We start from the raw sequence: 24,882 nt of genomic DNA, 5'->3' as shown, positions 1-24,882 counted from the left end.
CGCGCTTTACCGCGCCGGTGGCTGCATCTATAGCGGCCCAACTTCGGCCAGTCTGGAACCCCGCCTAGCACATGCGTAACGTTCTCATTGCCACTATCCTCTCGGTTGCCGTGGTCGGATGTGCGGGGCGGCCGCCGCTGCAGTCAAACCAGCGGCTTACCGTGATACCGGATACTGGGCTCCCGGCACCCGATCGGAATGATCTCACCGCGGGCGATCGCCCCTCGCTGATCGGCCCGCTCGACACCATTCAAGTTGACGTTTTCAACGTACCCGAGCTCAGCAGCGACATGCAGGTCGACGCCAGCGGGCGGATTTCGATGCCGCTGGCGGGCACGATTGACGCGCGCGGCAAGACCTCGGCGGAGCTAGCGCGCGCGATCGAGAGCGCGCTTCGGGGCCGATACGTTCGCAATCCTGAGGTGACGGTCAATATCCGCAGTTCGGTCAGCCAAGTCGTCACGATCGACGGACAGGTAGTGGAGCCGGGTCTGTATCCGGTGACGAACCAGATGACGCTGCTGCGAGCGATCGCCTCCGCGAAGGGCCTTTCGGAGTTTGCCCGGCAGGACGACGTGGTGATCCTACGAACGGTAAACGGCCGCAAGCTGGCGGGCCTATACAACATCGATGCGATTCGGCGCGGTTATTATGACGATCCATCCATCTACGCCAACGACATCATCATGGTCGGCGACTCGCCGCAGCGTCGTCTCTTCCGCGATTTCGTGTCGCTGTCTCCGCTTCTCGCAGGGCCGCTCATCGCGGTACTCCAGTAAGGCTGCCTAGGACTGTCATGAACGTGGCTTCGACCAACTTTGTGCCCGCGTCGGGACTCAATCCGCCGAGCCCGACCAGGGTCGAGGCCGAGCGCTTGCCTCTGCTCAAGCAATATATGCGCGTGGCCATGCGGTGGCGCTATGTCATCATCGGTATCACCGTCGCAGCACTGATGCTGGGCTTGGTCATAACTCTTCTCATGACTCCCAAATATACCGCGATCACCACGCTCGAGGTGTCGCGCGAGTCGAACCAGGTCACCAATTTCCAGGGGGTCGAGCGCGAGACCAGCGTCGCCGATCAGGAGTTCTACCAGACGCAATATGGGCTCTTGCGGTCGCGGGCATTGTCCGAGCGTGTCGCCAACCAGCTGCGTCTCGTGGATGATCCCGAGTTCTACACCCGCTTTCGCTATTCTAGTTCCAAACCGGCGTTTGATCTCGTCGGCGGCCGCTACCCGGCATCGGGCCGTCCAGAGCGCCAACGGGTGGCGGGTGAGATCTTGCTGAAGAACCTGTCGGTGAACCCGACGCGACTGTCACGCCTGGTCGACGTGGCGTTCACCAGCCCGAACGCGATCTTCTCTTCTCAGGTCGCTAACGCCTGGGCAGACAATTTCATCCAGACCAATCTGGAGCGAAAGGTCCAGGCGACGGCTTATGGCCGCGACCTTCTGCAACGCCAGCTTGCGTTGCAGAAGGAGAAACTCGACCAGTCACAGCGTCAGCTCGTCGGCTACGCCTCGGCGCAGCAGATCATCACACTGCCCGCACAGTCGGGCGGCGACGGCAAGACCGCGTCGGAGCGCTCGATCGTGGTCGACGACCTCGCCGCGCTCAACGGCGCCCTCGCGACGGCGACCACCGACCGTATCCAGGCGCAGGCGCGCTACGAGCAGATCGGACGATCCGGCGCCTCGACCGAGGCTCTGCGGAACCTCGCGATCAACTCTCTGCGGCAGAGGCGCGCGGAGCTGGCGGCCGATTATCAGAAGCTGATGGTGCAGTTCGAACCGGGCTATCCCGCCGCGCGCGCGATCCAATCCCAGATCGATCAGCTCGACCGTTCCATCGCGCGCGAGGAGAATCGCGTCACTGGATCACAGCTGGCGGACTATCGTGAGGCGCGTGAGCGAGAGCAGGCTCTCCAGACCAAGGTCAACCAGCTTAAGAGCCGCTATCTCGACGTGCGGCGCCGCAGCATCCAGTACAACATCTACCAGCAGGAGGTGGATACCAATCGCGCGCTGTACGACGGCCTGCTTCAGCGCTTCAAGGAGATCGGCGTCGCCGGCGGCGTCGGCATCAACAACATCGCGATCGTCGACACCGCTGACGTGCCGCAGCGTCCCTCGAGCCCCAAGCTCGGGCTCAATCTCGCGCTCGCGCTGCTTCTCGGGCTCGGGCTCAGCGCCGCCGTCGCATACGCGCTTGAGCAGATTGACGAGGCGATCGCCGACCCCGCCGAGATCGAGCGGCGGCTCGGCCTCCCGTTGCTCGGCTCGGTTCCCAAGGTCGCGACGAGCACGCCGCAGGAGGCCCTGCTCGACCGCAAGTCCGACCTGTTCGACGCCTATCTGGCCGTGCAGACCAATCTCGGCTTCACCACCGAACATGGTGTTCCGCGCTCCTTCGTCGTGACCTCGACTCGCCCTGCCGAGGGTAAGTCGACCACCGCCTTCGCCCTGGCGACGACGCTGGCACGCGCGCAGCGGCGTGTGATCCTGGTCGACGGCGACATGCGCTCGCCCTCCGTCCATCATCTCGGCAACGTGGATCATGACCGCGGGTTGAGCAACTTCCTGGCGGGCGAGGAGGAGATCGCACCGCTCACCTTCACCATGGCCGAGCTCGGCTTCACCGCCATGTCGGCGGGTCCGATCCCGCCGAACGCCGCGGAGCTGCTCACCGGCAATCGTCTGTCGGTACTGATCGAGCGACTGCTGGAGACGTATGATCACGTGATCATCGACTCCCCGCCGGTGATGGGGCTGGCCGACGCGCCGCTGATCGCCAGCCGCGTGGAGGGCGTGATCTACACGGTGGAGTCGCACGGCATACGGTCGAGCCTGGTGAAAACCGCGCTGAGCCGCCTAGCGAGCGCTAACGCACGCATCTTCGGTGCAGTGTTGACCAAGTTCGACGCGCGCAAGGCGCATTACGGCTATGGCTACGATTATGGCTATGGCTACGGTCGCAGTGACGGTCAGTCGGCTCGTGCGCGCGCCGGCTGATCGAACCGCGCGCGAACGGCGCGCCGGGGGCCGCACCAAGCGCCGCCTCGTACGTGGCGCAATCGCCGTCGCGCTGGCGGTGACGGGCTGGATCGGCGTTTCCGCGTCGCTTGGCCGAGCCCTCTCGCGCGGAGACCTGGCGACGGGCCATGCGCTCGCGCCGGCGAACGCGCAGATCACCGGCCGACTCGCCCAGTCGCTGATCCGCGAAGACTCGGGGCGACGGGGCCGTGATCGCGAACGGGGGCGGGCGCTCGCGCTGGAGGCGCTGCGGCGCGACGCCACGGTCGTGCCCGCGGTCGTGACGCTGGGCCTCGATGCCGAGCTCGCCGGCGATCGCACGCGCGCGCACCGTCTCTTCGCCTACAGCGAACGGCTCTCGCGCCGTGACCTGACCACCCAGCTTTGGGCGCTCGAAGATGCGGTCGGGCGCGGCGACGTCGGCGGCGCGCTGCGGCACTATGACATCGCGCTGCGGACCTCACCCGAGAGTGCCGACCTGCTGTTTCCAGTGCTCGCGGCAGCGAGCGCGAACGCGACGGTCCGCGCCCCGCTCGTGCGCCTGCTCGCCGGCGCACCTACTTGGGCAGCGCCGTTCGTCAGCTATGTCGCGGACCATGCAGATGATCCCCTCGCCGCGGCGCAGCTGCTCCGCGCGGCGGGCGACGCGGGATTCGTCGTTCCCGCGAGTGCGCGTGCCGCTGCGGTGACGGCGCTCGCCCGCGCCGGCTATGTCGAGCAGACGTGGAACTTCTACGTCGCGGGACGACGCAGGCTCGACCGGCGGCGCTCTCGTGATCCACGCTTCACCGCCGACACGAGCGCGGCGACGCCGTTGGACTGGACCCCGGTGGAGAGCCCGGGCATCAGCGCCTCGATCCAGCGCGGCGACCGGGGAGGCGTCTTTGAGGTCGCTGCACCAGCGAGCGCTGGGGGCGCCGTTCTCCGGCAGCTACAGCTGCTTCCTCCTGGTCGATACCGGCTGATCGGCCACGGCGCGGGCATCAGCCAGCCTGACGGCGAGCGCCCGTACTGGTCGGTCACCTGCCACGACGGGCGCGAATTCGGTCGCGTCGATCTACCCGATCTGTCCCGCACCGGGGGTCGGTTCGGCGGCAATATCGTGATTCCGTCGGGATGCGGTATCCAGATGCTGCAGCTCATCGCGCGGCCGGTCAGCGCGGCGAGCGGGCTGTCGGCGCAGATCGATCGTGTACAGCTGGAGCCGGCGGCGTGAGGACCCTCCGTGGATGGTGCCTGCTTGCGGCGGTCGTGTCGCTCCTCGGCGCGGCGCCTGCCGCCTCCCAGGAGAGCGGGCGCGACGATCCGTCGCCGCCGATGGGCCGAGTCGCGAGGTCGACCGCCGGCGCCGTAGGCCAGCGGCAGACGCGGCTCCAGTCAGCAGCGGGGATTGCGCCCACAGCCCGTGTCGCGAGTCGTATCCAGAACCGCATCGAGACTCGGCTGCACACCCGGATCGACCGCGGCTATGACCCTTTGATGGGCGGCGCCGCCGCCTATCGGGCGGCCGAGCGGGAGGTGCGCAGTGCGGGCCGGCGGGACGACACGCGGTCGGCACCGCCCGCCCGTACGCTCCGGCCAGCTAGCGACTAACGCCGTATTTACCACTGCGGCGCTAGCAACGCCGGCATGGATTTAAGCCTCCCTGCTCCCACCGCGACTCGGCTCGACCCGGCGGCGCGTCCCTTCTGGCTGGGTCTTGCCATGGGCACGGTGCTGCCGGTGATCGCGGGCATCCTCTTCGCGACCTACGATCTCGCGGCACGGCCGATCGTCGTGCAGAACGCACAGCTGTGGGGCTATGTCTATCTCGCCGGCGAGATTGCCTTGATCCTCCATGCCCAAGCGCGCGGCCTCGACGTTTGGTCGATCGCGCGCGCGCTGCCGCGCTGGGCTCAGGTCGCACTCACCGCCTTTCTGACGACCTTCTGGATCAGTTCGGTGACCGTGTCGCGGCTACCGTCCTGCTCGATCATGCTCTGCCTCGCCTGGACGATTCATCTGCTGTTCGCCGCTGGCCTGTTCCATCTGATGCGTGACGTGCCGCAGGTCGCGCTGGCGCGCTTTTGGCCCGGCTTCGTCGTCGGCCTCGTGTCGCTGACCTTGATGATCGTGATCCATTTTACCTTCCTGCCGGCGTGGCTCGTCGGCCATGAACGGTCGGTCGACTGGAAGGTCGCCATACCGGGCTTCATCAACGTTCGACTGTTCGGATCCTGGACCGGCGCGGTATTCGCAGCACTCCTCGGCCTGGCCTGGCTCTCGCCGGGGCGAGGGCCGGCCGCGCATCGCCTGTATGCCGCGGCGGCGTTCGCCTTTGCGCTCACCTTCTGGACGACGACGCGCGCGGCGCTGCTCGCAGACCTGTGTGTCCTCCCGATCGCGTGGTTCGTGGCGGGAGCACCGCGCGCGCGCGCTTTCTGGTCGATCCTGCCGCTCTACTTGGTGGCCGGCGCGCTCCTGACGCTCCCGTTCCAACCCTATAACGACCCCTCATACACCTTCTTCGAAGCGAACAATTTTACCTCCGTCGATGGGTTCGCGACGGGTCGGCTGAGCTATTGGTCGGCACTGCTACGGCTCGCCCTCGACCACCCGCTGCTGGGAAGCGGGATGATGGCGAGCTGGTGGCTGCTTCCGCCCTTCTACATCCACCCGCATAACGTCGTCGTCGAGTTCCTGCTCAATTGGGGCATCGTCGGCGGCGCGGCGGCTGGGTCGCTGCTCGCCGGCGCCGCCTGGCACGCCCATCAGGCCGCCGCGCGAGCATCGGCGCTGTTGCCCGTCGTCCTGATGGTGGACGTGTTGGCGATCGAGGGATTGTTCGACGGCATGTTCCACTTCGCCCAGTTCGTCATGCTGATCCTCGGCGGTCTGGCGACCTGCCTCGCGGCCACGCGCGGCGTAGTGGCAGACTGAGCGAACCGCGGGGATGTTGTCTCGTCTTGGCGTCACTGCATCATTGGGCTAGGCAGAACACGAAGGTGCGGTCGACATCGTCGCGCGAAGGCGCTGGATCGGCGACGATTTCTCGTCGATCGGCAATACGCGGCCATCATTGTCGAGGCGTCGCTTCTCTTCACCGATGCGGGTAGCGATGAGGACGATGATGGTCACATGATCTGGCGGCTCTGGCCGCCATCTACGAGCGCGATGGCTATGTCGTGTTTGACCTCGACATACCCGATTTCGACTCGGTCGCGAGCCAGATCGTCGACGGTCTCGCGCCGAAATTCGACGATACGCACCGGATCGAGAACGCGTGGCGGACCAATCAGGTGGAGCGTCAGCTCGCGACGCACCCGCAGATTCTCAAGACCCTGCACTATCTTTATGGACGCGAAGCCTTCCCGTTCCAGACCTTGAACTTCGACCGCGGCACCCAGCAGGCAACGCACAGCGACACGATCCATTTCGACAGTGAGCCGGAGGGATTCATAAGCGGTGTCTTGAGTGGCACTTGAGGACATCAGCGCGGCGAACGGCCCGCTTCAGTGTTATCCCGGGTCGCACAAACTGCTGCAGGTGACACTGGCCGGCTTCGGCGTCACGTTGTTGAACGGGCGAAACCCGTATGATCTGTACCGTACGGTGTACGAGCCCGGCATCGCCGGGGTTGTCGCCCAACACGGTCCCGAACCGCACGAGGCGCATCTGCGCAACGGACCGGCGCTGGTCTGGTCCGCCAACCTTGCTTCACGGCGGTCGGCCAATCCTTCGATCCAGGCCGGACACGACACAGGCAGGTCACCCATTCCTACGTCGAGGGCTGCAGCTATCCAACGCTCTTGCTGTCCGACGCCGCGAAAGATCTACCTCGGCGCTACCCGGTTAATATCGGCGCCGGTCGGAACGTCTGTGGCGTGAGCGAAGGGAAGCCGATCGCAGTGCCAGTGAGCTAGCGCGTGAAAAGCATGGCGAAGAACGTTTTGTAGATTGGAACGCGGTACCGAAGATAGGCGGTGATGCTGGTCGGTCGCTTCTCGCCCGACCGGGGAGTGGTCGCCGGTGATGTCGCTAAGAGTGTGATCAGACCGCCCCCATCATCGGCCGGAGCCTCGCCGATGATGGGGGCAGCAGCGGCTCAGAAGCGCAGCCGCACCCCGGTCGTGATCGTCTCCTGGTGGTCGTCGCGCCCGGTCTGCGCCGTGGCGGCGCTGAACAGGTTGACCGCGGCGCTCAGGCGATAGTCGACGCCCGCCGCGGCGGTGCCCACCACTGACGCGCGCGACGCGCCGGCCGCGGCGAGCCCGAGCGGCCCCCCGGCGAAGCCCGCCAGCGCGTCGACGCGGCGCCCCTCGACTTGGTGGCGCAGCCCGAACGCGACGTGCGGGCGGAAGCGGGCGTCCGAGGCGTCGTCGCGCGCCAGCGCCAGCCCGGCGTCGACGAAGCCGGCGACGTGGCGCTCGCGCGCGACCTGGAGCGCAAACGGGCTCGCCCCGTCCTCGCTCACCCCGTCGCGCGTGGTGCGCACATAGGTGACGCCGACGCGCGGGCGCAGCGTCCAGTCGCCCCCGACGGCCAGCGTTTGGTGCAGCGACGCGTCGCCGACCCAGCTGTGCAGCCCGTAGCGCGCGCTCGCCGCGACCGTGCCGGGCAGCGCGCGATCGGTGCGCGCCTCGCCGCCGTCGTACAGCAGCGAGCCGCTGAAGCCCCAGCCCGCCGGCGCGGTGTAGCGCGCGTGCACGCCGGCCACGACGCCGTCGGCGCGCGTGCGTGCGCCCAGCGCGCCGATCTGCTGGCGGCCGTTGAGATAGCCGGCGAAGGCGCCGACCATCCAGCCGCGATCGCCGTAGCCCAGCCCGCCGAGGAAGCCGTAGCTCTGCGCGCGCGCGGCGCTGCTGCCGCTGGCGGTGTCGCCGGCCAGCCGGTGCCACTGGCCGACCGTCTGCGCGAAGGTGAACGCGCCCGCCTCGGCGCGGTCGGTCGCGAAGGCGCCGCCGCGCGCCACCTGCGCCAGCGACAGCGCCTGGTCGACGCCCAGCTGGGTCGCCGAGGCATAGGACTCGGGGGTGAGCCGCGCGAAGGCGCGCGCGTCGGTCGCGCCCGCGGCGTCGAGCAGCGCTGGCACCGCGGCGAGCAGCGCGGCGTCACGCGGCGCCGCCGCGAGCGCGGCGTTGACGTAGGCGACGCTGTTGGCGACCTGCGGCGCCAGGCCGGTCGGCTGGGCGAATTGCGCGAGCAGGCGCAGGCTCCCCGCGTCCTGCAGCACCAATCCGGGCTGGCTGCCGGGCAGCTGCACCGTCGTGAAGGCGCCGTTCACCCCGCCGCTGGCGGTGATCAACTCGTAGCTGGTGCCCGCGCGCAGCGGCGTGTCGGAGACGAGCTGCAGCGTCGCGCCCGACGCGATCGACACCGCGCCGTTGACCACCAGCCTGTCGTACACGCTGGGCGTGATCTCGAACAGCGCGGTCGCGCCGCCGGCGAGCGCGACGTTGCCGTTGACGGTCATCGTGCCGGGCGAGGCGCCGGGGCTCAGCGTGCCCGCGATCGCGAGGTTCGCGTCGACAGTGCCGGCCGAGCCGAAGGTGGCGCCGCGCGCGACGGTGATCAGCGGCGCGCTGATCGTCGAGCCTGCCAGCCCGACCAGCCGCCCGCCGGTGACGTCGAGCTGGCGCAGCGCCGCGGCGCCCGCGACCGTGGCATAGCCGCCGGTCACCGACAGCTGCTCGACGTCGGTTAGCCGGGTGAAGGCGATCGGCGTCGTCGCGGTGCCGCCGGTGACAGTGATCGTGTCGGTGCCGGCGCCGCCGTCGATCGCGCCGCTGAAGCTGCCCGCCAGCGTGACGCGGTCGTCGCCGTCATTGAGGAAGATGTCGCCGACGATGCGGCCGGTGTTCTCTATCCGGTCGGCAGCGTCGCCCAGATCGATCGAACCGACGATCGTGCCGCTGTTGACGATGGTGTTGCCGTCGTCGCTGCCCTGGATCGCGCCGGGAAGATAATAGGTTGAGCCCTCTTGCTCATACCAGTTGCTGTAGGCGATCGTCTCCCCCACGCCGCCGCGGATCGTCCCCGCGTTAGCGAGCGTGAATGTGCCAGTCTCGGCGACGATCGCGGTCGAGCGCGCGCCCATCGCCACTATCACCCCGCTTGCGGTATTGGTGACGGACATCGCGGTATCGGCGGTGCCGTTGAGCGTGAGTGCGGTCGCCGGCCGAAAAATGCCGGACAAGTAATAGGGGTAGCCGACGTCGGCGAAGGCGCCGCCGCCATTGGCGCGGATGGTGCCGCTGTTCGTCACCGCGATCCTGCTCGCCGCATTACCCGGGGCGTTGCCGTAGACGCTGAGCTGTACCGCATTACCCGCGCCGCCGGTGGCCTCGATTGTTCCCTGATTGTCGAGCGACAGCGCCGTCTCGCGCGGCAGGTAGGTGCTCGCAGCCACCTGCAGCGTCGCCCCGGCCGCCGACATGGTGCCGCTGTTGCTGAAGTCGAGCGCCAGCGTGCGGAGCTCGGGCGTGAACGACGCGCCGTTGTCGCCGCCGCTCAGGATCGTCGCGCCGCGAATCGTGCCAGTATTACGCGCGGTCAGCGCCACGTCGGTGATGAGGTTCAGTGCCGCCGGTTGCTGCCACTGGGCGCCGCGGGCCGCGCTGATGCTGCCCTCGTTGGTGAAGTCACGCACCGTGCCGCTGATCGTGCCGGTGACGTTGCCGCGGTTGACTAGGCCGGCGAGCGTGCTGACCTCCCCGCCGGGCAGCAGCTGCGCGCTCGTCGCGAAGATAGTGCCGTTCAACGTCGCGGTATTAACGATGGTGGCGTCGCCCGAAAGTAGCAGGTCGGCCGTTAGCGCCGTGTCGGCGCGCAGCGTCAGCAAGGTGCCATCTCCGGTCGCGCGCGCGCCCTCGCGCTCGAAGCTGGCGAGCAACGGCGCGCCCAGCGTCACGTTCCCGCTGCTTCCACGCGCGTGGACGAAGGTGTCGGAACCGTCGCCTGCGTCGATCGTGCCGCTCACGCCGGTGTCGTCGTTATAGCTGACGAATTGGTCGTCGCCGCTGCCGAAGTGTAGATCGCCCGCAATCGTCCCACCCTGCGCGACATAGGTCACCGGGCCGTAGCTGATACCGTAGTCGTTGAAGCCGAGCAGCACGTCGCCGGTGATTGTCCCTGCGTTGGTCAGCGTGCCGCCGTACATCCGCACCGCTGTCCCGTTGCCCGCGATGACGCCGCCGGCGCGATTGACGATCGTATCGGCATAGCTGCTAGTGATCACCGCGGTCGTCGCAGTGCTGACGAGCCGTCCGCTATTGTCGATCGTCGTGCCGTAATATTGGCCGCGAACCGCCGTACCGGCGACCTCGATCGTCCCGGTGTTGAGGAGGTCGAGCCGACCGTAGCCGCCGGTGATGCCGTCCGAGGCCGCGCTGCCCTCGGCCTGGCGGATCGCACCGGTGTTGACGATGCGTCCCGCGCTAGCGGCGCTGACCGCGCCGCCGAGCAGGATCGTGCCCGCGTTGGTGAAGGTGTCGCGCTCGCCCAGGATCACCGCGGTGCCGGGATAGAGGTTGGCGTTCGGCGCGCGCACCAGCGTCAGCGTGCCGTGGCTGGTGACCGCCAGCGCGCCGGACGCAGCCTGCTGCTCACCCGGCGCATAGCTCACGAAGCCCGAAGTGATCGCAGGCGAGGCGCCCGCGACGATATCGCCACTGAGTTCTACGCTGCCATCGCCGGCGAACTGGAGCGGCGCGTTGGCACCGGTCAGCGTCAGCGCCGCGCCATCGAACAGGTCGTATCCAATCGAGACGAAGCCGGCCCGGGCTGCAGCGTCCGCGGTGCGCGTGTCGCGGACGCGATAATGCAGCGTGCTGTTGGTGGCGCTGACCGTGCCGTTGATCCCCGCGAACGTACCCGCGCCACTGCCCGCGAGCCCCACCACCAGCGTGTCGCCGCCGCCCAGCGTCAGGTTGCCGTTGAGGACGCCGCCCTCCGCGGCAAAGTAGCGATTGCCGTTGTAGCTGTCGGGGCGGGTGTCGCGGCCGAGCACGACGTCGCCGTCGATCGTGCCGGCATTCACCACCGTCGCGTTATAGAGCGAGCCACCGCCCTCCGGGCCGATCGCAAGCGTGCCGCTGCTGATCCGGCCGCCGGCGCGATTGTCGATGCCACCGTACCAGTCGAGCCGGACTGCGGTACCGTCCGAGCTGATCGTCCCCTCGTTGACGAGCGACGTCGACAGCCGCACGCCGGCGACCGCGCCGCTGATAGTGCCGCTGTTAATCGCCTTATCGCCGTAGGATCCCGACAGGGCGACACCGATACCGGCGGTCGAGCGGATCGTGCCGCTGTTGGTGAAAGCGACGCCGAACGCCGACACCCCGGTGCCCGCAGCGGTGATCGTGCCACTGTTGATGAAGCGTTGTGCAGCGAAACCGAGCGAGACGCCGTCGCCGGCCGCCTCGATCACTCCCTGGTTCTCGATCGTCTGCGCCGACACGTTGATCGCATAGCTGCCCCCGGCGGTGGTGCGCACCGTGCCGGCGTTGACGAAGACCGGTGCATCGAGGCCCAAGCCGCTGGTCGTGATCACCTGCGTGCTGCCGATGAGAGTCGTCCGGTTGACGATGGAGCCCGCGCCGGCAAGCTGGACCGGGCCGTTGAAGCCGTCGCCCAGGGTCGCGGTGACGCCACTCGCCACGTTCAGCCCGAGCTGCTCGAAGTTGGTCGGCAACGCCACCGCGCCGAGCGTCGCGTCGGTCTCGACGTCGAGGCGAAGCGTATCAAGCCCGGCGCCACCGTTGATCGCGCCGGTCACGCCGGTGCGGATCGCACCATCGACGTAGCGCGCGAGCAGCACGTCGTTGCCGTTCCCGAATGTGAGGCTACCGTCGATCGTCCCGACGCGTGAGTCGATCGTGCTGGTCTCTGAGGTGCCGCTGTCAACAACGACCGCGCCGACGATCGTGCCGCGGTTGATCAGTGAGAGCGGGCGGCTGACGTTGATCGCCGTACCGCCAACTCCGGTGATGGTACCGTCGTTCGTGATGTTGGCAACATGACCTGTGATTCCCGCGATTGCCCCTGATCCGCCGTTGACGACGCTCACCTGATTGTAGGAATAGCTGCTGGTCTGCGGCAGATCGACGATGATCGCTGCGCCGGCGTTGCCGCTCATCAACCCGGCATTGGTAACGACCGCGCGCGCGGTGGCGCCGTAATTGGCCGGACTGAGAGAGACGCTCAGCGCGTGCGCGCCGCCTACGCTCGCGCCGGCCGCGATGGCGATAGTGGCCGACGCCGATGGGGGATAGGCTGAGTAGATATAGCCCGGCGGGCATGGGACCGGGGCGCCCGGCAGGCGGTCGTCGCAGGCTAGATTGTACGGCGCGCCGACGTCGAGCCGGATGCCGGCGTGGCTGCTGCCGTCGATCTCTCCGGCGATCGATAGCGTGACGCCGGTCGCAGCCACGTCGATGGCGGCATAAGGGCCCGTGCGAACGATCGCGTCGCCGCTGACACTCACCGTCGAGCCGGGTGTCGTCACCACGAGACCGTCTGGATCGGTCCCAGCGCAGGTCGTCGTGGCGTTAGCGATCGTTGGATCTGGGTTGCATTGCGCCGCCGCGGGGCTGCTGGCCATACCGATCGCCACGACGCTAGCGCCGAGTGCGAGCGACCACCGGCGCATACGCACCGAACCTTGAATTCTCATTATAGTTAAGCCCCCCGGACACTCACGCGAACCCCATCGCGCAGACGAGGGCTAATCAGCCGACTTCCTCGCGTCCAGAGAGATTTGGCTCACATTGACGAGCAATTGTGCCGCGCCGAAGCGATCGACCGGGAGCTTATTTCTTCCCAGCGCCTCTCGCCGTGTTGCTGCCAAGCAGCCGCTGCTTCAGCCTGACAAGCCTCGGAGTAAGCGCGGCGATCGTACGCTTAACCGAACCGGCATCGGACGGCTGCCACCGCGTCGTCGTGGACAGACGGGCGAGCCGGCCCTCATCGGCCTCGCGCGAGTAAGCATAGGCTGCGATCGAATTGCGATACGAACCCGGCGGGAAGGAGGTACGCTTGTAGCCATGCAGCGTGAACGACTTGGTCAGCATCAGCACCAAGCGGTTGTAGAGCGGCTCAATCGCGCTCGCCGCGCCCGTATCAGCGTGCTTTAGATCCAGTGCGCCGCCGTGCGCGGGCGCCCAATCCTTGTTCATATAGAGCAGGATGTTGAGCTCGCGGACCCAGTCCTTCTCACCAGGATGACGCTCGAAATCGGCGTGCATGTCGAGGAACGAGCCCGATCCGCCGCGGTGCACGCCGCCGCCCGTGAAGTTCGCGTCGACGAATAAAGGGCGCCCGTACATCGCAGTCAGTGCGGCGCCGAACTCCTCCGATAGCAGGAAACGCTTGAGTTCGGCCCCGTGCGGTCCGATCGCCTCCAAGGTCGGATACTCGAATTTGTTCTTGGCGAAGATGTAGTCGTTCGATTGGCTGAGGTCTTTCAGCGCTAGGATCTCCTGGTGCAGGCCGGCGGCGAAAGCCTCGGGCAGGAAATCGTCCAAGATAAGAACTGGGAACGGATCCGCATCGTGGAACCGAGACGACGCCATCGCGGCACGAGCGGCGTCGGACAGATGAAGCGGCGCCGTCGCGGGATGGCTGCTGGTCGATCCTATCATCGCGACAATCCTCGTTGACTCTGCGCAGAGCGCCTAAAGGCATTCGCTGCGATTGGCTAGTTGCTATGCGCCGGACCGGGGCACGTCCGTCGGCGGGCGACATGACCGTGGAAGGACGTGGCGTCGAGCCGGAAGCAAGCCGATGGCGATCATGCGCGGGTCGCGACCAGGGGATCGAACACCGCGCCGCCCGCGGTGTCGAATACCTCGCTGTCATATTGCGGGTCGGCGTTGCCGTTGACCCTCGCCGACAAGGTCAGCGCGAGCGCGGGCGGCACGGTGAGCGCGGCGGGGCTGAGCGTCGCCATCAGCGCGTCGAGCGCCTCTCCCTGCTCGACCGCGGTGGCGCGTGTCGGCGGCGGGGCGCTGTCGCTCGCGGTGGCGTAGCTGTAGTGGACCCCACCGAGCGTCTTGCCGATCGCCGCCACGGCGTAGCGGTGGAACAGCCACAGCGGCACGAAGCTGCGGCGCAGGTCGGCGAGCGGCGCGCCGGCGTGGAGCACGCCCGGGCCGAAGCGCGCCAGCGCGACGCGGCGCACCGCCATCACGTGCGCGAGGTCCGCGGGTGAGTCGGTGCCCTCGGCCCACATGCTGTCGCCCGGCACCGCCAGGCTTGAGTCGCGCCCGTCGATGTCGGTGAGGTAGCGCATGCCCGCGCGCTGCGCCGCGTCGGCCTTGGCCGCGGCGGCGACGTCGGGGTCGGTGCCTGCGGCGGGCTGGCCGTAGAGCCAGTCGACGGTGAACTTGTCCCACGCGCCGATGCCGCTGGCGTAGGCGTCGGACAGGTCGATCGCGTCGCCGTTCAGCGCGATCTTGGCGAAGGGATAGTCCATCACCGAGGCGCGATCCTGCGTGCTCGCCGCGAAATTGTGCGCGAAGCCGAGCGCGTGGCCGACCTCGTGCGCGCCGAGCTGGCGGATCCGCGCCAGCGCGACGCGAACCGGATCGTTGGCGGTGCCCTTGTTCTCCTCGGCGGTACCGACCAGCCCCTCGAAGATCCAGATGTCCTGGCGCAGCCGCAGCCCCTCGAGCACGACGTTGCCCTTGATGATCTCGCCGGTGCGCGGGTCGGTGACGCCGCCGCCATAGGACCAGCTGCGCGTCCGCCGCTCGTTCCAGTTGACCATGTTGTAGCGCACGTCCTGCGGGTCGGCGTCGGCGGGCAGCACGCGTACCTGGAAGGCGTCGATGTAACCGGCCGCGTCGAACGCCTGGTTCCACCACGCCACGCCCTCGGCCAGCGCGGTGCGGATCGGCTCGGGCGCCTTGTTGTCGATGTAGAAGACGATCGGCTGGCGCACGCGCGAGCGCGCCGCGCCGGGGTCGAGCTTGTCGAGCCGGAAGTGGTTGGCATATTGCTGCAGCACCGGCGCGCCCAGCGGCGTGTTGAACTCGTACACCGGCGTCGCGAAGGTGCCCGAGCGGATGTCGAAGCGGCGCGGCACGAAGCCCGGCGCGGGCAGCCGCACCAGCGAGTGGTGGACGGTGAAGCTCACCTGCCGTCCGTCGGGTGCGATCGTGTCGACCTCCTTGCCCGGTGTGTCCGAGGCATAGGTCTGCACCGCCTCCATCTCGATGTTGTCGGGGAAGGCCTTGACCGAGCCGGGGTCGACCGCGCTCAGCGAGTCGACAAGCTTGAAGCCCTTCGCCGCGGCGTTGAGCTTGTCGGCCAGCCGCATCGTGTCGCGCAGCAGCAGCGGGGCGAGGTCGACCGTCACCGCGCCGTCGGGCGCGGTCGCGGCGACGTCGAGCATCGCGACCGTGCTGAACGGGAAGTCCGCGCTCGCGCCGCGCCGCTCGAGCGCGTCGCCCGAGGAGCGGTAGCGCGGGTTCTCGAACACCACCGCCACCTTCTTGCCGAGCCGGCGGAAGGCGAGCAGCTGGGTGTCGCCGACCATGCCGTGGTCGATCCGGATCGGCGCCGAGCCCAGCCCGGTCTTGAGCGCGGTGGCGTAGAGGAAACGCGGCGAGACCCCGTCGCTGTCGGGAGCGGGGACGGTGACGAGCACCTGGCCGGTGTCGCGCTCGACCCTGACCGGGAGCAGGGTCGGTGCGGTGGCTGGTACCGGCGTCGCGGGCACATGCTGGGCGAGCACGGCGGGGGCGGCGACGCTCCCCGCGAGCAGGAGCGACGCGCCGAGCGCGCGGCGGAGACGGTCGGTGCTGGTCATGCGGGCCCTTCGTGTAGCGACCCGATCGAGGCTAGCACGCCGCACGCCGCGCATCCCGCCTCTTCTGCAGGGGGGCGCGACTGGCCAGAATGGAGGTTTGCGACACTGGGCTCCTGCAGGCGCAGGAGCACACTCGCGCTTCCAGACGGCGGATCGTCCTCTACTCGGTCGGCGCCGCGGCATTGCCGGTGGCCGCGTCGTCGCCTTCCGCCGCGAGGGTGGCGGCGGGCGCGGGCGCGGGCGGCGCGACATGCACCTCGACGCGGCGGTTCTTCTGGCGGGCGACGGGGTCGTCGCTGCCGTCGGGGTGCGCGTTGGGGACGAGCGGGGTGGTTTCCCCGAGCGCGATGACGGTCATTCGGGCCGGGTCGATCCCCTTATCGGCGAGATAGTCGCGGACCGTCTCGGCGCGGCGGCGCGACGCGCGCAGGTTGGCGCGATCGTCGCCGCGCGAGTCGCTGTGACCTCGCAGCGTGAAGGCGCCGCCGGCGCGCGCCGCGGGGCTGGCGACCAGCGCGTCGAGCGCCGCCGTCGCCTCGTCGGTCAGGATCTTGCCGGCCTCGTCGAAGCCGACCACGGCGTCCTCGGCGCGCGGCGCCTCTGGCTCCGACACCGGGGCGGCGACCTCCGGACGCAGGATCGACCTGGGCGGCGCCACCGCCTCGGTGTCGTTGCCGGGCGCGGCGACGTTGTCGGCATGGTCGGCCACCTCGGCGACGTCGGCGGCATTGCCGCGGTCGCGCGCGGGCGGCGACGAGCAGGCAGCGAGCGCGAGCAGCAGCGCCGCCGCGCCGGCCTCGATCGCCCCGATCCGCTTGACCCCGGTCCCGCTCATACGCTCACCTCCTGCTGCGCGCGTCGCACCCCGGCGGGCGGACCGAAGCTGATGATCGTGTCGCCTGACTGCGGCACCGGCCGGCTGGCGTGCGAGAAGAAGCGCATCGGCGCGCCCTTACGCAGCAGCAGCAGCATGTCGGCCTCGTCGGCCAGGTCGGCGCGCGCGGTCTCATAGTTGAACTTATCGGTGATCCGCGTCTTGCGGAACGCCCAGCCGTCGTCGACGCGGCGGACGATCTCCTCGACGCCATGCCCGCTGGTGAAGAGCGCGCGGCCGCGCAGCGAGGCGGGCAGCGCGCGGCGATCGTCCTCGTGCGTGCCGGCGCCGAGCTGATACACGTTGTCGCGGCCGAGCTCGGGGGCGAATTCGTTGCACACCAGCGCGTTATACGCCTCATTGTCGGTCGTGGCGACGAGCACCTGGTAGCGCGACAGGTCGAGCCGGTCCTCGGTCGCCTCGGCGAGGATCTCGCCGTGATAGGTGTCGATCCCGCCGCGCCGCGCCGGCGCGAGCCGCTGCCAGCTGGTGTCGCAGATCGTCACCGGCACGTCGAGCTGGCGCAGCTGCGCCGCGAGCGCGATGCTCCACGGCGTCGCGCCGACGATCAGCAGCCCGCGCTCGGTCGGGCCGGTCACCTTGAGCCAGCGCGCCACCGCGCCGATCGAGAAGCCGTGCGCCACGATCGTCGCCACCACCACCGCGAAGGACAGCGTGACCAGGATCGAGCCGTCGTCATAGCCGAGATTGCCCAGCCGCAGCGCGAATAGCCCCGAGATCGCCACCGCGACGATGCCGCGCGGCGCGATCCAGGCGACCAGCAGCCGCTCGTTCCAGGGCACGCGCGTGAAGGCGAGGCTGAGCAGCACCGTGGCGGGTCGCACCAGGAACAGCAGCGCCAGCAGGAAGGCGGCGAAGCGCCACTCGAAGCGCTCGAGCACGCCCAGGTTGAGCGTCGCCGACAGCAGCACGAACACGCCCGAGATCAGCAGGACGGTGACATTCTCCTTGAACGGATGGATGTCGCGCAGCGAGTCGAGCCGCAGGTTGGCGAGCGCCACGCCCATCACCGTCACCGCCAGCAGCCCGGTCTCCTGCTGGACGAGGTTGGACACGACGAAGGTGCCGATCACCGCCACCAGCAGCACCGGCGCTTTGAGATATTCGGGGACGTGCCCGCGCGGGAAGGCCCAGGCGACCGCGCGCGCCGCGCCATAGCCGATCAGCCCCGACACCACGCTCGCGGCGAGCAGCGACAGCAAAAGCTGCGGGATCGTCACGCCCTCGCCGGCGCGGCGGAGATACTCGTAGGTGACGACGCCGCACAACGCGCCGATCGGGTCGTTGACGATCGCCTCCCATTTGAGGATCGCGCGCGGCCGCGCGGCGATGTTGCTCTGCCGCAGCAGCGGGAGCACCACGGTCGGCCCGGTGACGACGAGGATGCCCGCGAACAGGATCGCGACCGGCCACACCAAGCCACCGATATAGTAGCAGGCGAGTGCGCCGAGCAGCCAGCCGACCGGCACGCCCACCAGCAGCAGCCGCGTCACCGCGCCGTCGGTGCGGCGCAGCTCGCGGAAGTTGAGGCTGAGCCCGCCCTCGAAGAGGATGATCGCGACAGCGACCGAGACGAGCGGCTCGAGCAGCGCGCCGAAGGTGCGATGCGGGTCGATCAGGCCGGTCACCGGCCCCGCGACGACGCCGGCGACGAGCATCAGCGCGATCGCGGGCCAGCCGGTGCGCCACGCCACCCATTGCGCGCCGATGCCGAGCGCGCCGATCAGCGCGATGACGAGTGCCTGTTGTTCCATCCGATGCGCATACGCGTGACGGCGCCGAAAGGAACCGTGCCCGCGCCCGTCCGCGGCGGCGCGCGGCTCAGTGGAGCGCGCGCAGTGCCACGTAGCGGTGGACGCTCGCCGGCGCGACGTCGGCGAGGAACAATGCCGCGCGCGCGCATACTAGCGCCGGGTCATGCACCGCGGCGTGCAGCGCGTCGCGCAGCGCCGCCACCAGCGCGGGGGGCGTGGCGCGCGCGGTGACGAAGGGCAGCGCGGGGGAAGAGCGGGTGAGCGCGAGCTGGCGCAGCCCCGCCACCGCCTCGGGCTCGTCGCGCGCCAGCGCCGCATAGGTGACGGCGTCGACCGCGGCCACGTCGGCGACGCCGTCGCGCACCGCGGCGGCGCTGGCGCGGTGCGAGCCGGTCGCCACCAAAGCGGCGAAGACCTGGTCGAGCGGCTCGCCCGCCAGCGCGGCGCGGAACAGGTTGGCGCCGGTGTTCGAGGAGAGCGCGTTCACCGCGGCGCGGCGGCCGCGCAGCCCCGCCAGCGTCGTCGCCGGATCGTCGGCGCGCACCAACACGCGGCTGGCGTGCCGCCCTGGCGCGCAGTCGGGCACCGCGTAATGCGGCACCGCGACCACGCGCAGCGCGAGCGCGGGATCGGTCACCAGCGGGTAGCCGCAGCATTGCGCGAGCAGCAGCCGCGGGTCGCGCCAGATCGCCTCGACTGGGCGGGCGCGGTCGAGCGCGTCCGGCGCCGCCACGCCGCGCGCCTCCAGACGCGCCGCGATCGCCTGCCACAAGGCGTCATTGGCCCAGCGCTGCGCCGGGTGGTCGTACATGCCGAGCGAGGCGACCGCGCCGCTCACCGGGGCGCCGCGGCGGGATGGACCAGCCGGTCGTGCGCGCGCAGCGCGAAGCGGCGCACGATCTCGCCGTAGCTGCGGTGGATCCGCCCAGCCTGCGCTTCCAGCCGTGCGGCGTGGCGGCGCTGATAGGCCGGCAGCCGGTACCAGGCGAGCCCGGGCCGGTCGTGGTGCGCGGTATGGAGGTGGTTGTTGAGGTACAGCAGCCCGAGCACGCCGCCGCGCGCCACCGTCGCGGCGCGGCTCGGCCCCGGCAGGTCGGCGCGATGCTCGGCGAAGGAGCGCAGCAGCGTCAGCGCGAGCCCGGGATAGACCATCAGCAGCGCGTAGCGCGCGACGCCCAACCCGGTCCACTCGAGCCAGGCCACCAGCGGCGCGACCGCGGCGAGATGCGGCGCCCAGTCGCGCAGCACCGCGACGGGCGCGCCCCGCAGCCGGCGCGCCTCGTCGATCGCCACCGCCAGCACCGCCAGCGGCGGACCGAGCACCAGCCGCCCGAGCAAGGTCGCCTGCGCCGCGGCGAGCGCGCGGGGCAGACCGGTCCCGGCGACGTAGCGCGACTCGGGATCGTGGCGCGGGTCGGTGATGTGCGGGCTGCGATGGTGCGCGCGGTGGCTGTCGCGGTATACGCCGTAGGGCAGCCACAGCGCCAGCGGCACCGCGCCGACCGCGCCGTTGACCCAGGCCCAGCGCGTCGGATGGCCGTGGATCGTCTCGTGCTGGAGCGAGCCGTGCCATGCCACCAGCCACCCGCCCGCCGCCACCAGCACGGGCCAGGGCAGCAGCGCGTGCCAGAAGGTCAGCGCGAGCCAGCCGCCGTAGATCAGCGCCGCCAGCGCCACCGTCGGCCACTCGAGCGCGCCGCGCCGCGCCGGGTCGCCTCCCTCCGTCGTCGCCTGCTCGTCGGACATCGCCACCTCCGGCCGCGATCATCCACCAAGCCAGTAGGAGTTGGAATGACTATTTCTGGTGAGGCGGATAGGAGGGCTATGCGGCGCGTGCCCGGTCATAGGCGAGCGCGGCCTCGGCGAAGGCCCGCTCGTGCGCGAGCGCCCAGCTGCACAGCGCCTCGAACGGCGCGCGCAGCGAGTGGCCCAGCGGGGTGATGGCGTAGACGACGCCGATCGGCGCGGTCGGGATCACGCTGCGCGTGATCAGGCCGTGGCGCTCGAGCCGCTTGAGCGCGTCGGCGAGCGACTTGTGCGTGATGCCGTCGAGCCGCCGCTTGATCTCGTTGAACCGCGCGGGCTCGGGGCACAGCACCGTCAGGATCATGATCGTCCACTTGTCCGCGATCTTGTCGAGCACGGGGCGGATGCGCGGCACGTCCATCATCGCCTGGCACGACAGCGCCGCCAGTTCGGTATCGCTCGCCATATCTACTCACCTCCGGGTGCGTTCTTGATAGCAGATATGCGTCGTATATCTACCCGCCCTCCATGACGAGGAAGGACGGACGATGACGCGGATGGCAGGCAGGATCGCGCTGGTGGTCGGCGGCGCACGGGGGATCGGTCTCGCGACCGCGCGCGCGCTCGCGGAGGAGGGCGCCACGGTGGTGCTGACCGGGCGCAAGGAGCAGGAGGTCGCCGCGGCGGCCGCGGGGATCGGCGGGGCGGCGCAGGGGATCGTCGCCGATGCGGCGGCGCAGGCCGATCTCGCGCGCGTCGTCGCTGAGGTGCAGCACCGGCACGGGCGGATCGACGCGCTGGTGCTCAACGCCGGCCTGTCCGAGCCGGCGACGCTGGCGGAGGAGACCGCCGAGCACGTCGACCGGCATTTCGCGGTCAACGTGCGCGGCGCCTTGTTCGGGTTGCAGGCGGCGCTGCCGGCGCTGCGCGACGGCGCCGCGGTGGTGCTGGTCGGCTCGATCGCCGCGACCATGGGGGTGACGCCGTACAGCACCTATGCCGCGACCAAGGCGGCGCTGCGCTCCTACGCGCGCAGCTGGGCGGCCGAGCTCGCGCCGCGCGGCATCCGCGTCAACGTCGTCGCGCCGGGGCCGACCGACACCGACATGATGGCGGCGGTGCCGGACGAGACGCGGCGGGCGCTGGTCGCGCCGATCCCGCTCGGGCGCATGGCGCGCGTCGACGAGGTCGCGGCCGCGGCGCTGTTCCTGCTGAGCGACGCCGCCAGCTTCGTCACCGGCGCCGAGCTGTGCGTCGACGGCGGCATGCGCCAGGTCTGATCGCCGGCGAGAAGTCGCTGGCCCCGTGCCGCCGCGGACCGGGGTCGCGCGGCGGCACGGGGCCGCCGGTCAGAAGCGGAACGCGGCGGTGGCGCGCAGCGAGTGCCAGCGGAACTTGTCGTCGCTGCGGATGAAGTCGGTGCCCGACGCGCTGCCGCCATTGTTGGCGTTGGTGAAGGGCGTACCCGCTGGCCCGGCGGCGCGGACGACATAATCGTCGTCCCGATACTGGTGATAGATGTACTCCAGCCCGATCGAGAAGTGCCGGCCGAGCCGCTGCTCGACGCCGCCGCCCCCCTGGAAGCCGAACTGGTTGCGCTTGCCGCTGCCCTCGAACGTGTTGGTCATGTTGGTCGAGCCGAAGGCGCGGTCAATCCGCGCATAGCCCGGGCCGAAGGTGCCGTAGAACAGGGTGGTGTCGTTGGGGGTGTAGCCGGCGCGCGCGCGCACGCCCGCCTCCCAGTCGATCCCGCGGTTGAAGACGTAGCTCGCCGGCGTGCTCGAGAAGGCGCTCACCCCGTCGGTGATGTTGGTGGTGCCGAACTCGCCGACCACGCCGACGACGATGCGGCCGCGCTGCGCGTCGAACCCGACCCGGCCGTAATAGGCCCAGTCGTCCTTGTCGTTGGTGCAGCGACCGCCGTTGGCCGGGCTGAGCTGGTTGCTGGCCTGGCCGCCGCAGAAGCCGGGACCGAACGCGTCGGCGCCCGAGCCGGTGCGCACCACGTCGCCATATTGCCCGTCGAGGTTGCGGTCGAACAGCACGCGCGAGCGGCCGCCGTCGTTGGGCTGGACGTCATAGCCGCCGGCCGCGCCGACATAGACGCCGCTGAAGCCGCCGTCGCTCTCCTGCGCGGTCGCGGGCAGCGCATAGGCGGCGAACAGCGCCGCCGCGGTCAATCCGATCACCTTCATGTCTCACTCCCTCGTGAATCAGCGGGGAGGAGGCGGTGGCCTCCTCCCTGTCGTCGTCATCCCCAGCGTGCGGCGGCCGTGCGGCGCGCCCGGCGCCGCATCAGGGCAGCCCCACCCGCAGGGTCGGGTTGGGGTTGTTCGTCCCGTTGGGGAAGAAGCCGCCCCCGTTCTGGTTGGCGCCGGTGGCGTTGAGGTAGACGATGTTGTGCACCTGGCGGCTGTTGCGGCTGTAGGCGATCGCGTCCGAGTCGGCGGGGACGAGATTGGCCGCGCCGCCCGAGCCGGTGAGGCCCTGGTCGGTGTCGCCGCCCTGGTCGAGCGCGTCGCGCGCGTCCGAGATCTTCCCCGCCGCGGTGACCAGCGCGGGGGCGGCGATGCCCTTGGCGTAGAGCACGGTGCGCACCAGCCCGGCGTGATAGGCCTCGGCCGCGAGGATGCCAGCGGCGGCCTCGAGGAAGACCTTGCTCGACAAGAGCGGCGCCGCACCCTTGTAGGCGGTGACCCCGACGTCCTCGAACAGATAGGCGCCGAGCAGGAAGTTCTCGGGCGAGGAATAGGGGTTGAACGTGTCGCTCGCGCCGATCACGCCGGCCGCGCGCGCCGCCGCGGTGAAGGCGCCGCTCGCGTCACCCGAGATGTTGATGTTGGGCATGGCGATCGCGGCGGAGCCGAGCGCGGCGCGCAGGAAGGCGACGTGCGCGGCCTCGTCCGCGGCGATCTCGCGGGCATAGGCGCCGACCAGCGCGTCACCCGAGAAGTCCACCTTGGCGCCGCCGGTGACGCTGCCGCCCGCGGTGCCGGTGCCGCTCGCGGTCAGATTGGCCGCCAGTCCGCTGCCGTTGACCGCGTAGAGATAATATTGCGCCTCGAGATACTCGAGGTTGAGCGCGAGATTGAGGATGTCGCTGTCGGTCACCGCGGCGGGGGTCGGCGTCGGCGTCGGCGTGGGATTGGGAGCGTCGTCGTCCCCGGAGTCGAAGCAGCCGGACAGCAGGCTGATCCCGCCGAGCGCGAGCGTGCCGCCGCCCGCCACCTTGAGGAAGCGGCGCCGCGCCGCGCGGCGCGTGTCTGCGGCGGCGAGCAGGTCGAGGGCGTTGCGATGATCGATCATGTGCGTGGTTCCTGTGACAAGGGAGGGACGGGGCAGGGGAGCCGCCGCACGCTCACGTGGTCGATCGGATGTTGCCGTTGACGCCGTTGGGGAAGAACCCGCCCATCGTCGCCGTCGCGGCGTTGAGGTAGACGATGTTGAGCACCTGTCCGGTGCTGCGGCTGTAGGCCAGTCCGTTGACGTTGAGCGGCGCGATGTTCGAGGTCAGCGTCGCCCCGCTGCCGCTCGGCATGATGCCGGCATCGTCCTTGGGCGCGATGCCGCGGATCAGATCCTCGGTCGGGCTGCCGTCGAGCGCGTCGCGCGCCGCCGAGATCTTCTCGGTCGCCTCCACCAGCGCGGGCACGCCCTTGGCGTACAGCGTCGTGCGGACGATCGCGGCGTGATAGGCCTCGACCGCGAGGATCCCGGCCGCGGCCTCGAGGAAGGTCTTGTTGCTGAGCAGCGGCGCGGCGCCCTTGTAGGCGGTGACGCCGACGTCCTCGAAGATGTACGCGCCGAGCAGGAAGCTGGTCGGGTCGGCATAGGGGTTGAACACTCCGCTCGTGGAATCGACCACGCCGGCGGCGCGCGCCGCCGCGGTGAACGGGCCGTCGGCCGCGCCCGAGATGTTGATGTTGGGCATCGCCACCGCGGCCGAACCGAGCGCGGTGCGCAGGAAGTTGACGTGCGCCTGCTCGTCCGCCGCGATCTCGCGCGCATAGGCGCCGACGGTCGGATCGGTCGTGAAGTCGACCTGCGCGCCGCCCGTCACCGTGCCGCCGGCGGTGCTGCCGCTGCCGGTCAGCGTCGCGGGCAGCCCCGTGCCGTTGACCGCGTACAGATAGAATTGCGCCTCGAGATACTCAAGGTTGAGCGCGAAGTTGAGCACGTCCGCGTCGGTCACCGCGGACTGGGCCAGGGCGGGATCCGAGTAAGCAAAGGCGGAACCGACCGCGGCGGCGCCGAGCGCCGCGGTGAACAGGGCGCGGCGGTCGTGGCGTCGCTGGGCGCGTGCCTCAAACGCGTCGATGACCAGATCGTCTTCATTCATTGTGGCATCTCCCTAGGCTCACAGGAGAGGGCGATGTCCCCACGCGCGAGCGCCGAGAGATACGGCGACGGGATCGAACGGGATGTCTTGGGACACGAATGTTTATATTTCCGCGCTCGGGAACTTCTTCGGTCCGCGTGCGTGTCGGCGCATGCTGACCGTTCGCGAATGACGTCGAGATACTGCGCCACCCGCACCGGTCATGCTCGATCGCGGGCGACGACGTTCCATCGCGGCAGAACCCCGTCATCATGAGCTTAGTCGTGCGGGCCATCCGGAGGGCAAATGAGCAGCGGCCAGTACGCTAGCCAAGACCCAGAAGCA

19 protein-coding genes are annotated in these 24,882 nt (G+C 69.7%); 7 read left to right on the top strand and 12 right to left on the bottom strand.

Features of this window, described 5'->3' with window-relative positions; all coding sequences use genetic code 11:
- Positions 1–71: 71 nt before the first annotated feature.
- The 4 genes from KZ820_RS17640 to KZ820_RS17625 all read left to right on the top strand — a co-directional run bounded on the left by KZ820_RS17640 (position 72) and on the right by KZ820_RS17625 (position 5,953).
- Complete coding sequence (locus KZ820_RS17640) at positions 72–779, top strand: polysaccharide biosynthesis/export family protein (RefSeq protein WP_219750125.1); 708 nt, start codon at positions 72–74, stop codon at positions 777–779.
- A 17-nt stretch (positions 780–796) separates the two neighbouring features.
- Positions 797–3,013 carry a GumC family protein gene (locus tag KZ820_RS17635; RefSeq protein WP_219750123.1) on the top strand — a complete coding sequence of 739 codons (2,217 nt, stop codon included), beginning with the start codon at positions 797–799 and terminating at the stop codon, positions 3,011–3,013.
- On the top strand, positions 2,964–4,250 hold the full coding sequence (locus tag KZ820_RS17630) for a hypothetical protein (protein WP_219750121.1): 1,287 nt from the start codon (positions 2,964–2,966) through the stop codon (positions 4,248–4,250). Before KZ820_RS17635 ends, KZ820_RS17630 begins: the two co-directional genes overlap by 50 nt.
- 413 nt (positions 4,251–4,663) lie before the next feature.
- Positions 4,664–5,953, top strand: coding sequence for an O-antigen ligase family protein (locus tag KZ820_RS17625; RefSeq protein ID WP_219750119.1), 1,290 nt, complete (start codon positions 4,664–4,666; stop codon positions 5,951–5,953).
- A gap of 48 nt (positions 5,954–6,001) precedes the next feature.
- Here KZ820_RS17625 and KZ820_RS17620 read toward each other — a convergent pair whose 3' ends face one another.
- Positions 6,002–6,151, bottom strand: a complete 150-nt coding sequence (locus tag KZ820_RS17620; RefSeq protein ID WP_219750117.1) for a hypothetical protein — start codon at positions 6,149–6,151, stop codon at positions 6,002–6,004.
- 47 nt (positions 6,152–6,198) lie between these two features.
- Between KZ820_RS17620 and KZ820_RS17615 the strand changes: the two genes are divergently transcribed.
- Positions 6,199–6,498 carry a hypothetical protein gene (locus tag KZ820_RS17615; protein WP_219750115.1) on the top strand — a complete coding sequence of 100 codons (300 nt, stop codon included), beginning with the start codon at positions 6,199–6,201 and terminating at the stop codon, positions 6,496–6,498.
- Positions 6,488–6,901 carry a phytanoyl-CoA dioxygenase family protein gene (locus KZ820_RS22335; RefSeq protein ID WP_219750113.1) on the top strand — a complete coding sequence of 138 codons (414 nt, stop codon included), beginning with the start codon at positions 6,488–6,490 and terminating at the stop codon, positions 6,899–6,901. Before KZ820_RS17615 ends, KZ820_RS22335 begins: the two co-directional genes overlap by 11 nt.
- Positions 6,902–7,118: 217 nt before the next feature.
- Here KZ820_RS22335 and KZ820_RS17605 read toward each other — a convergent pair whose 3' ends face one another.
- From KZ820_RS17605 to KZ820_RS17570, 8 genes are all read right to left on the bottom strand, one after another.
- Positions 7,119–12,521 (bottom strand): autotransporter domain-containing protein, encoded by a 5,403-nt coding sequence (locus KZ820_RS17605; protein ID WP_219750111.1) that lies wholly within the window; start codon positions 12,519–12,521, stop codon positions 7,119–7,121.
- A 301-nt stretch (positions 12,522–12,822) separates the two neighbouring features.
- Positions 12,823–13,653: a 2OG-Fe(II) oxygenase gene (locus KZ820_RS17600; protein ID WP_219750109.1), complete on the bottom strand. Its 831-nt coding sequence runs from the start codon at positions 13,651–13,653 to the stop codon at positions 12,823–12,825.
- A gap of 149 nt (positions 13,654–13,802) precedes the next feature.
- Entirely contained in the window at positions 13,803–15,824 is a 2,022-nt protein-coding gene (locus KZ820_RS17595) for a zinc-dependent metalloprotease (RefSeq protein WP_219750107.1), read from the bottom strand.
- Positions 15,825–15,984: 160 nt separating this feature from the next.
- The gene (locus KZ820_RS17590) at positions 15,985–16,659 is read right to left on the bottom strand and encodes an OmpA family protein (protein ID WP_219750105.1); all 675 of its coding nucleotides are present in this window, start codon (positions 16,657–16,659) and stop codon (positions 15,985–15,987) included.
- Positions 16,656–18,473, bottom strand: coding sequence for a cation:proton antiporter (locus KZ820_RS17585; RefSeq protein WP_219750103.1), 1,818 nt, complete (start codon positions 18,471–18,473; stop codon positions 16,656–16,658). The genes KZ820_RS17590 and KZ820_RS17585 overlap by 4 nt, the downstream gene beginning before the upstream one ends.
- A gap of 67 nt (positions 18,474–18,540) precedes the next feature.
- Complete coding sequence (locus KZ820_RS17580; protein ID WP_308462270.1) at positions 18,541–19,311, bottom strand: phosphate/phosphite/phosphonate ABC transporter substrate-binding protein; 771 nt, start codon at positions 19,309–19,311, stop codon at positions 18,541–18,543.
- On the bottom strand, positions 19,308–20,219 hold the full coding sequence (locus tag KZ820_RS17575) for a fatty acid desaturase (protein WP_219750101.1): 912 nt from the start codon (positions 20,217–20,219) through the stop codon (positions 19,308–19,310). The genes KZ820_RS17580 and KZ820_RS17575 overlap by 4 nt, the downstream gene beginning before the upstream one ends.
- A 76-nt stretch (positions 20,220–20,295) precedes the next feature.
- Positions 20,296–20,685, bottom strand: a complete 390-nt coding sequence (locus tag KZ820_RS17570) for a winged helix-turn-helix transcriptional regulator (RefSeq protein WP_219750099.1) — start codon at positions 20,683–20,685, stop codon at positions 20,296–20,298.
- Between the two features lie 82 nt (positions 20,686–20,767).
- On the opposite strand from KZ820_RS17570, the gene KZ820_RS17565 reads away from it, so the two are divergent.
- Positions 20,768–21,499, top strand: coding sequence for an SDR family NAD(P)-dependent oxidoreductase (locus KZ820_RS17565; protein ID WP_219750097.1), 732 nt, complete (start codon positions 20,768–20,770; stop codon positions 21,497–21,499).
- A gap of 69 nt (positions 21,500–21,568) precedes the next feature.
- On the opposite strand, the gene KZ820_RS17560 is transcribed toward KZ820_RS17565, so the two are convergent.
- The 3 genes from KZ820_RS17560 to KZ820_RS17550 form a co-directional block, all read right to left on the bottom strand.
- Complete coding sequence (locus KZ820_RS17560; RefSeq protein WP_219750095.1) at positions 21,569–22,414, bottom strand: outer membrane protein; 846 nt, start codon at positions 22,412–22,414, stop codon at positions 21,569–21,571.
- 100 nt (positions 22,415–22,514) lie between these two features.
- Positions 22,515–23,525 carry a ferritin-like domain-containing protein gene (locus KZ820_RS17555; protein WP_219750093.1) on the bottom strand — a complete coding sequence of 337 codons (1,011 nt, stop codon included), beginning with the start codon at positions 23,523–23,525 and terminating at the stop codon, positions 22,515–22,517.
- A 52-nt stretch (positions 23,526–23,577) separates the two neighbouring features.
- Complete coding sequence (locus tag KZ820_RS17550) at positions 23,578–24,558, bottom strand: ferritin-like domain-containing protein (protein ID WP_219750091.1); 981 nt, start codon at positions 24,556–24,558, stop codon at positions 23,578–23,580.
- Positions 24,559–24,882: the final 324 nt, after the last annotated feature.

Origin of the sequence: Sphingomonas citri, from assembly GCF_019429485.1 — a bacterium.
Lineage (GTDB): Bacteria > Pseudomonadota > Alphaproteobacteria > Sphingomonadales > Sphingomonadaceae > Sphingomonas > Sphingomonas citri.
This window is presented reverse-complemented; position numbering and strand designations above follow the sequence as displayed.

Excerpts from the sequence above, each read along its gene's own strand:
- KZ820_RS17625 (WP_219750119.1), top strand. The coding sequence starts at position 4,664 with ATGGATTTAAGCCTCCCTGCTCCCACCGCGACTCGGCTCGACCCGGCG.
- KZ820_RS17630 (WP_219750121.1), top strand. The coding sequence starts at position 2,964 with ATGGCTACGGTCGCAGTGACGGTCAGTCGGCTCGTGCGCGCGCCGGCT.
- KZ820_RS17550 (WP_219750091.1), bottom strand. The coding sequence starts at position 24,558 with ATGAATGAAGACGATCTGGTCATCGACGCGTTTGAGGCACGCGCCCAG.
- KZ820_RS17555 (WP_219750093.1), bottom strand. The coding sequence starts at position 23,525 with ATGATCGATCATCGCAACGCCCTCGACCTGCTCGCCGCCGCAGACACG.
- KZ820_RS17565 (WP_219750097.1), top strand. The coding sequence starts at position 20,768 with ATGACGCGGATGGCAGGCAGGATCGCGCTGGTGGTCGGCGGCGCACGG.
- KZ820_RS17570 (WP_219750099.1), bottom strand. The coding sequence starts at position 20,685 with ATGGCGAGCGATACCGAACTGGCGGCGCTGTCGTGCCAGGCGATGATG.
- KZ820_RS17590 (WP_219750105.1), bottom strand. The coding sequence starts at position 16,659 with ATGAGCGGGACCGGGGTCAAGCGGATCGGGGCGATCGAGGCCGGCGCG.
- KZ820_RS17600 (WP_219750109.1), bottom strand. The coding sequence starts at position 13,653 with ATGATAGGATCGACCAGCAGCCATCCCGCGACGGCGCCGCTTCATCTG.
- KZ820_RS17585 (WP_219750103.1), bottom strand. The coding sequence starts at position 18,473 with ATGGAACAACAGGCACTCGTCATCGCGCTGATCGGCGCGCTCGGCATC.
- KZ820_RS17560 (WP_219750095.1), bottom strand. The coding sequence starts at position 22,414 with ATGAAGGTGATCGGATTGACCGCGGCGGCGCTGTTCGCCGCCTATGCG.
- KZ820_RS17640 (WP_219750125.1), top strand. The coding sequence starts at position 72 with ATGCGTAACGTTCTCATTGCCACTATCCTCTCGGTTGCCGTGGTCGGA.
- KZ820_RS17575 (WP_219750101.1), bottom strand. The coding sequence starts at position 20,219 with ATGTCCGACGAGCAGGCGACGACGGAGGGAGGCGACCCGGCGCGGCGC.
- KZ820_RS17635 (WP_219750123.1), top strand. The coding sequence starts at position 797 with ATGAACGTGGCTTCGACCAACTTTGTGCCCGCGTCGGGACTCAATCCG.
- KZ820_RS17595 (WP_219750107.1), bottom strand. The coding sequence starts at position 15,824 with ATGACCAGCACCGACCGTCTCCGCCGCGCGCTCGGCGCGTCGCTCCTG.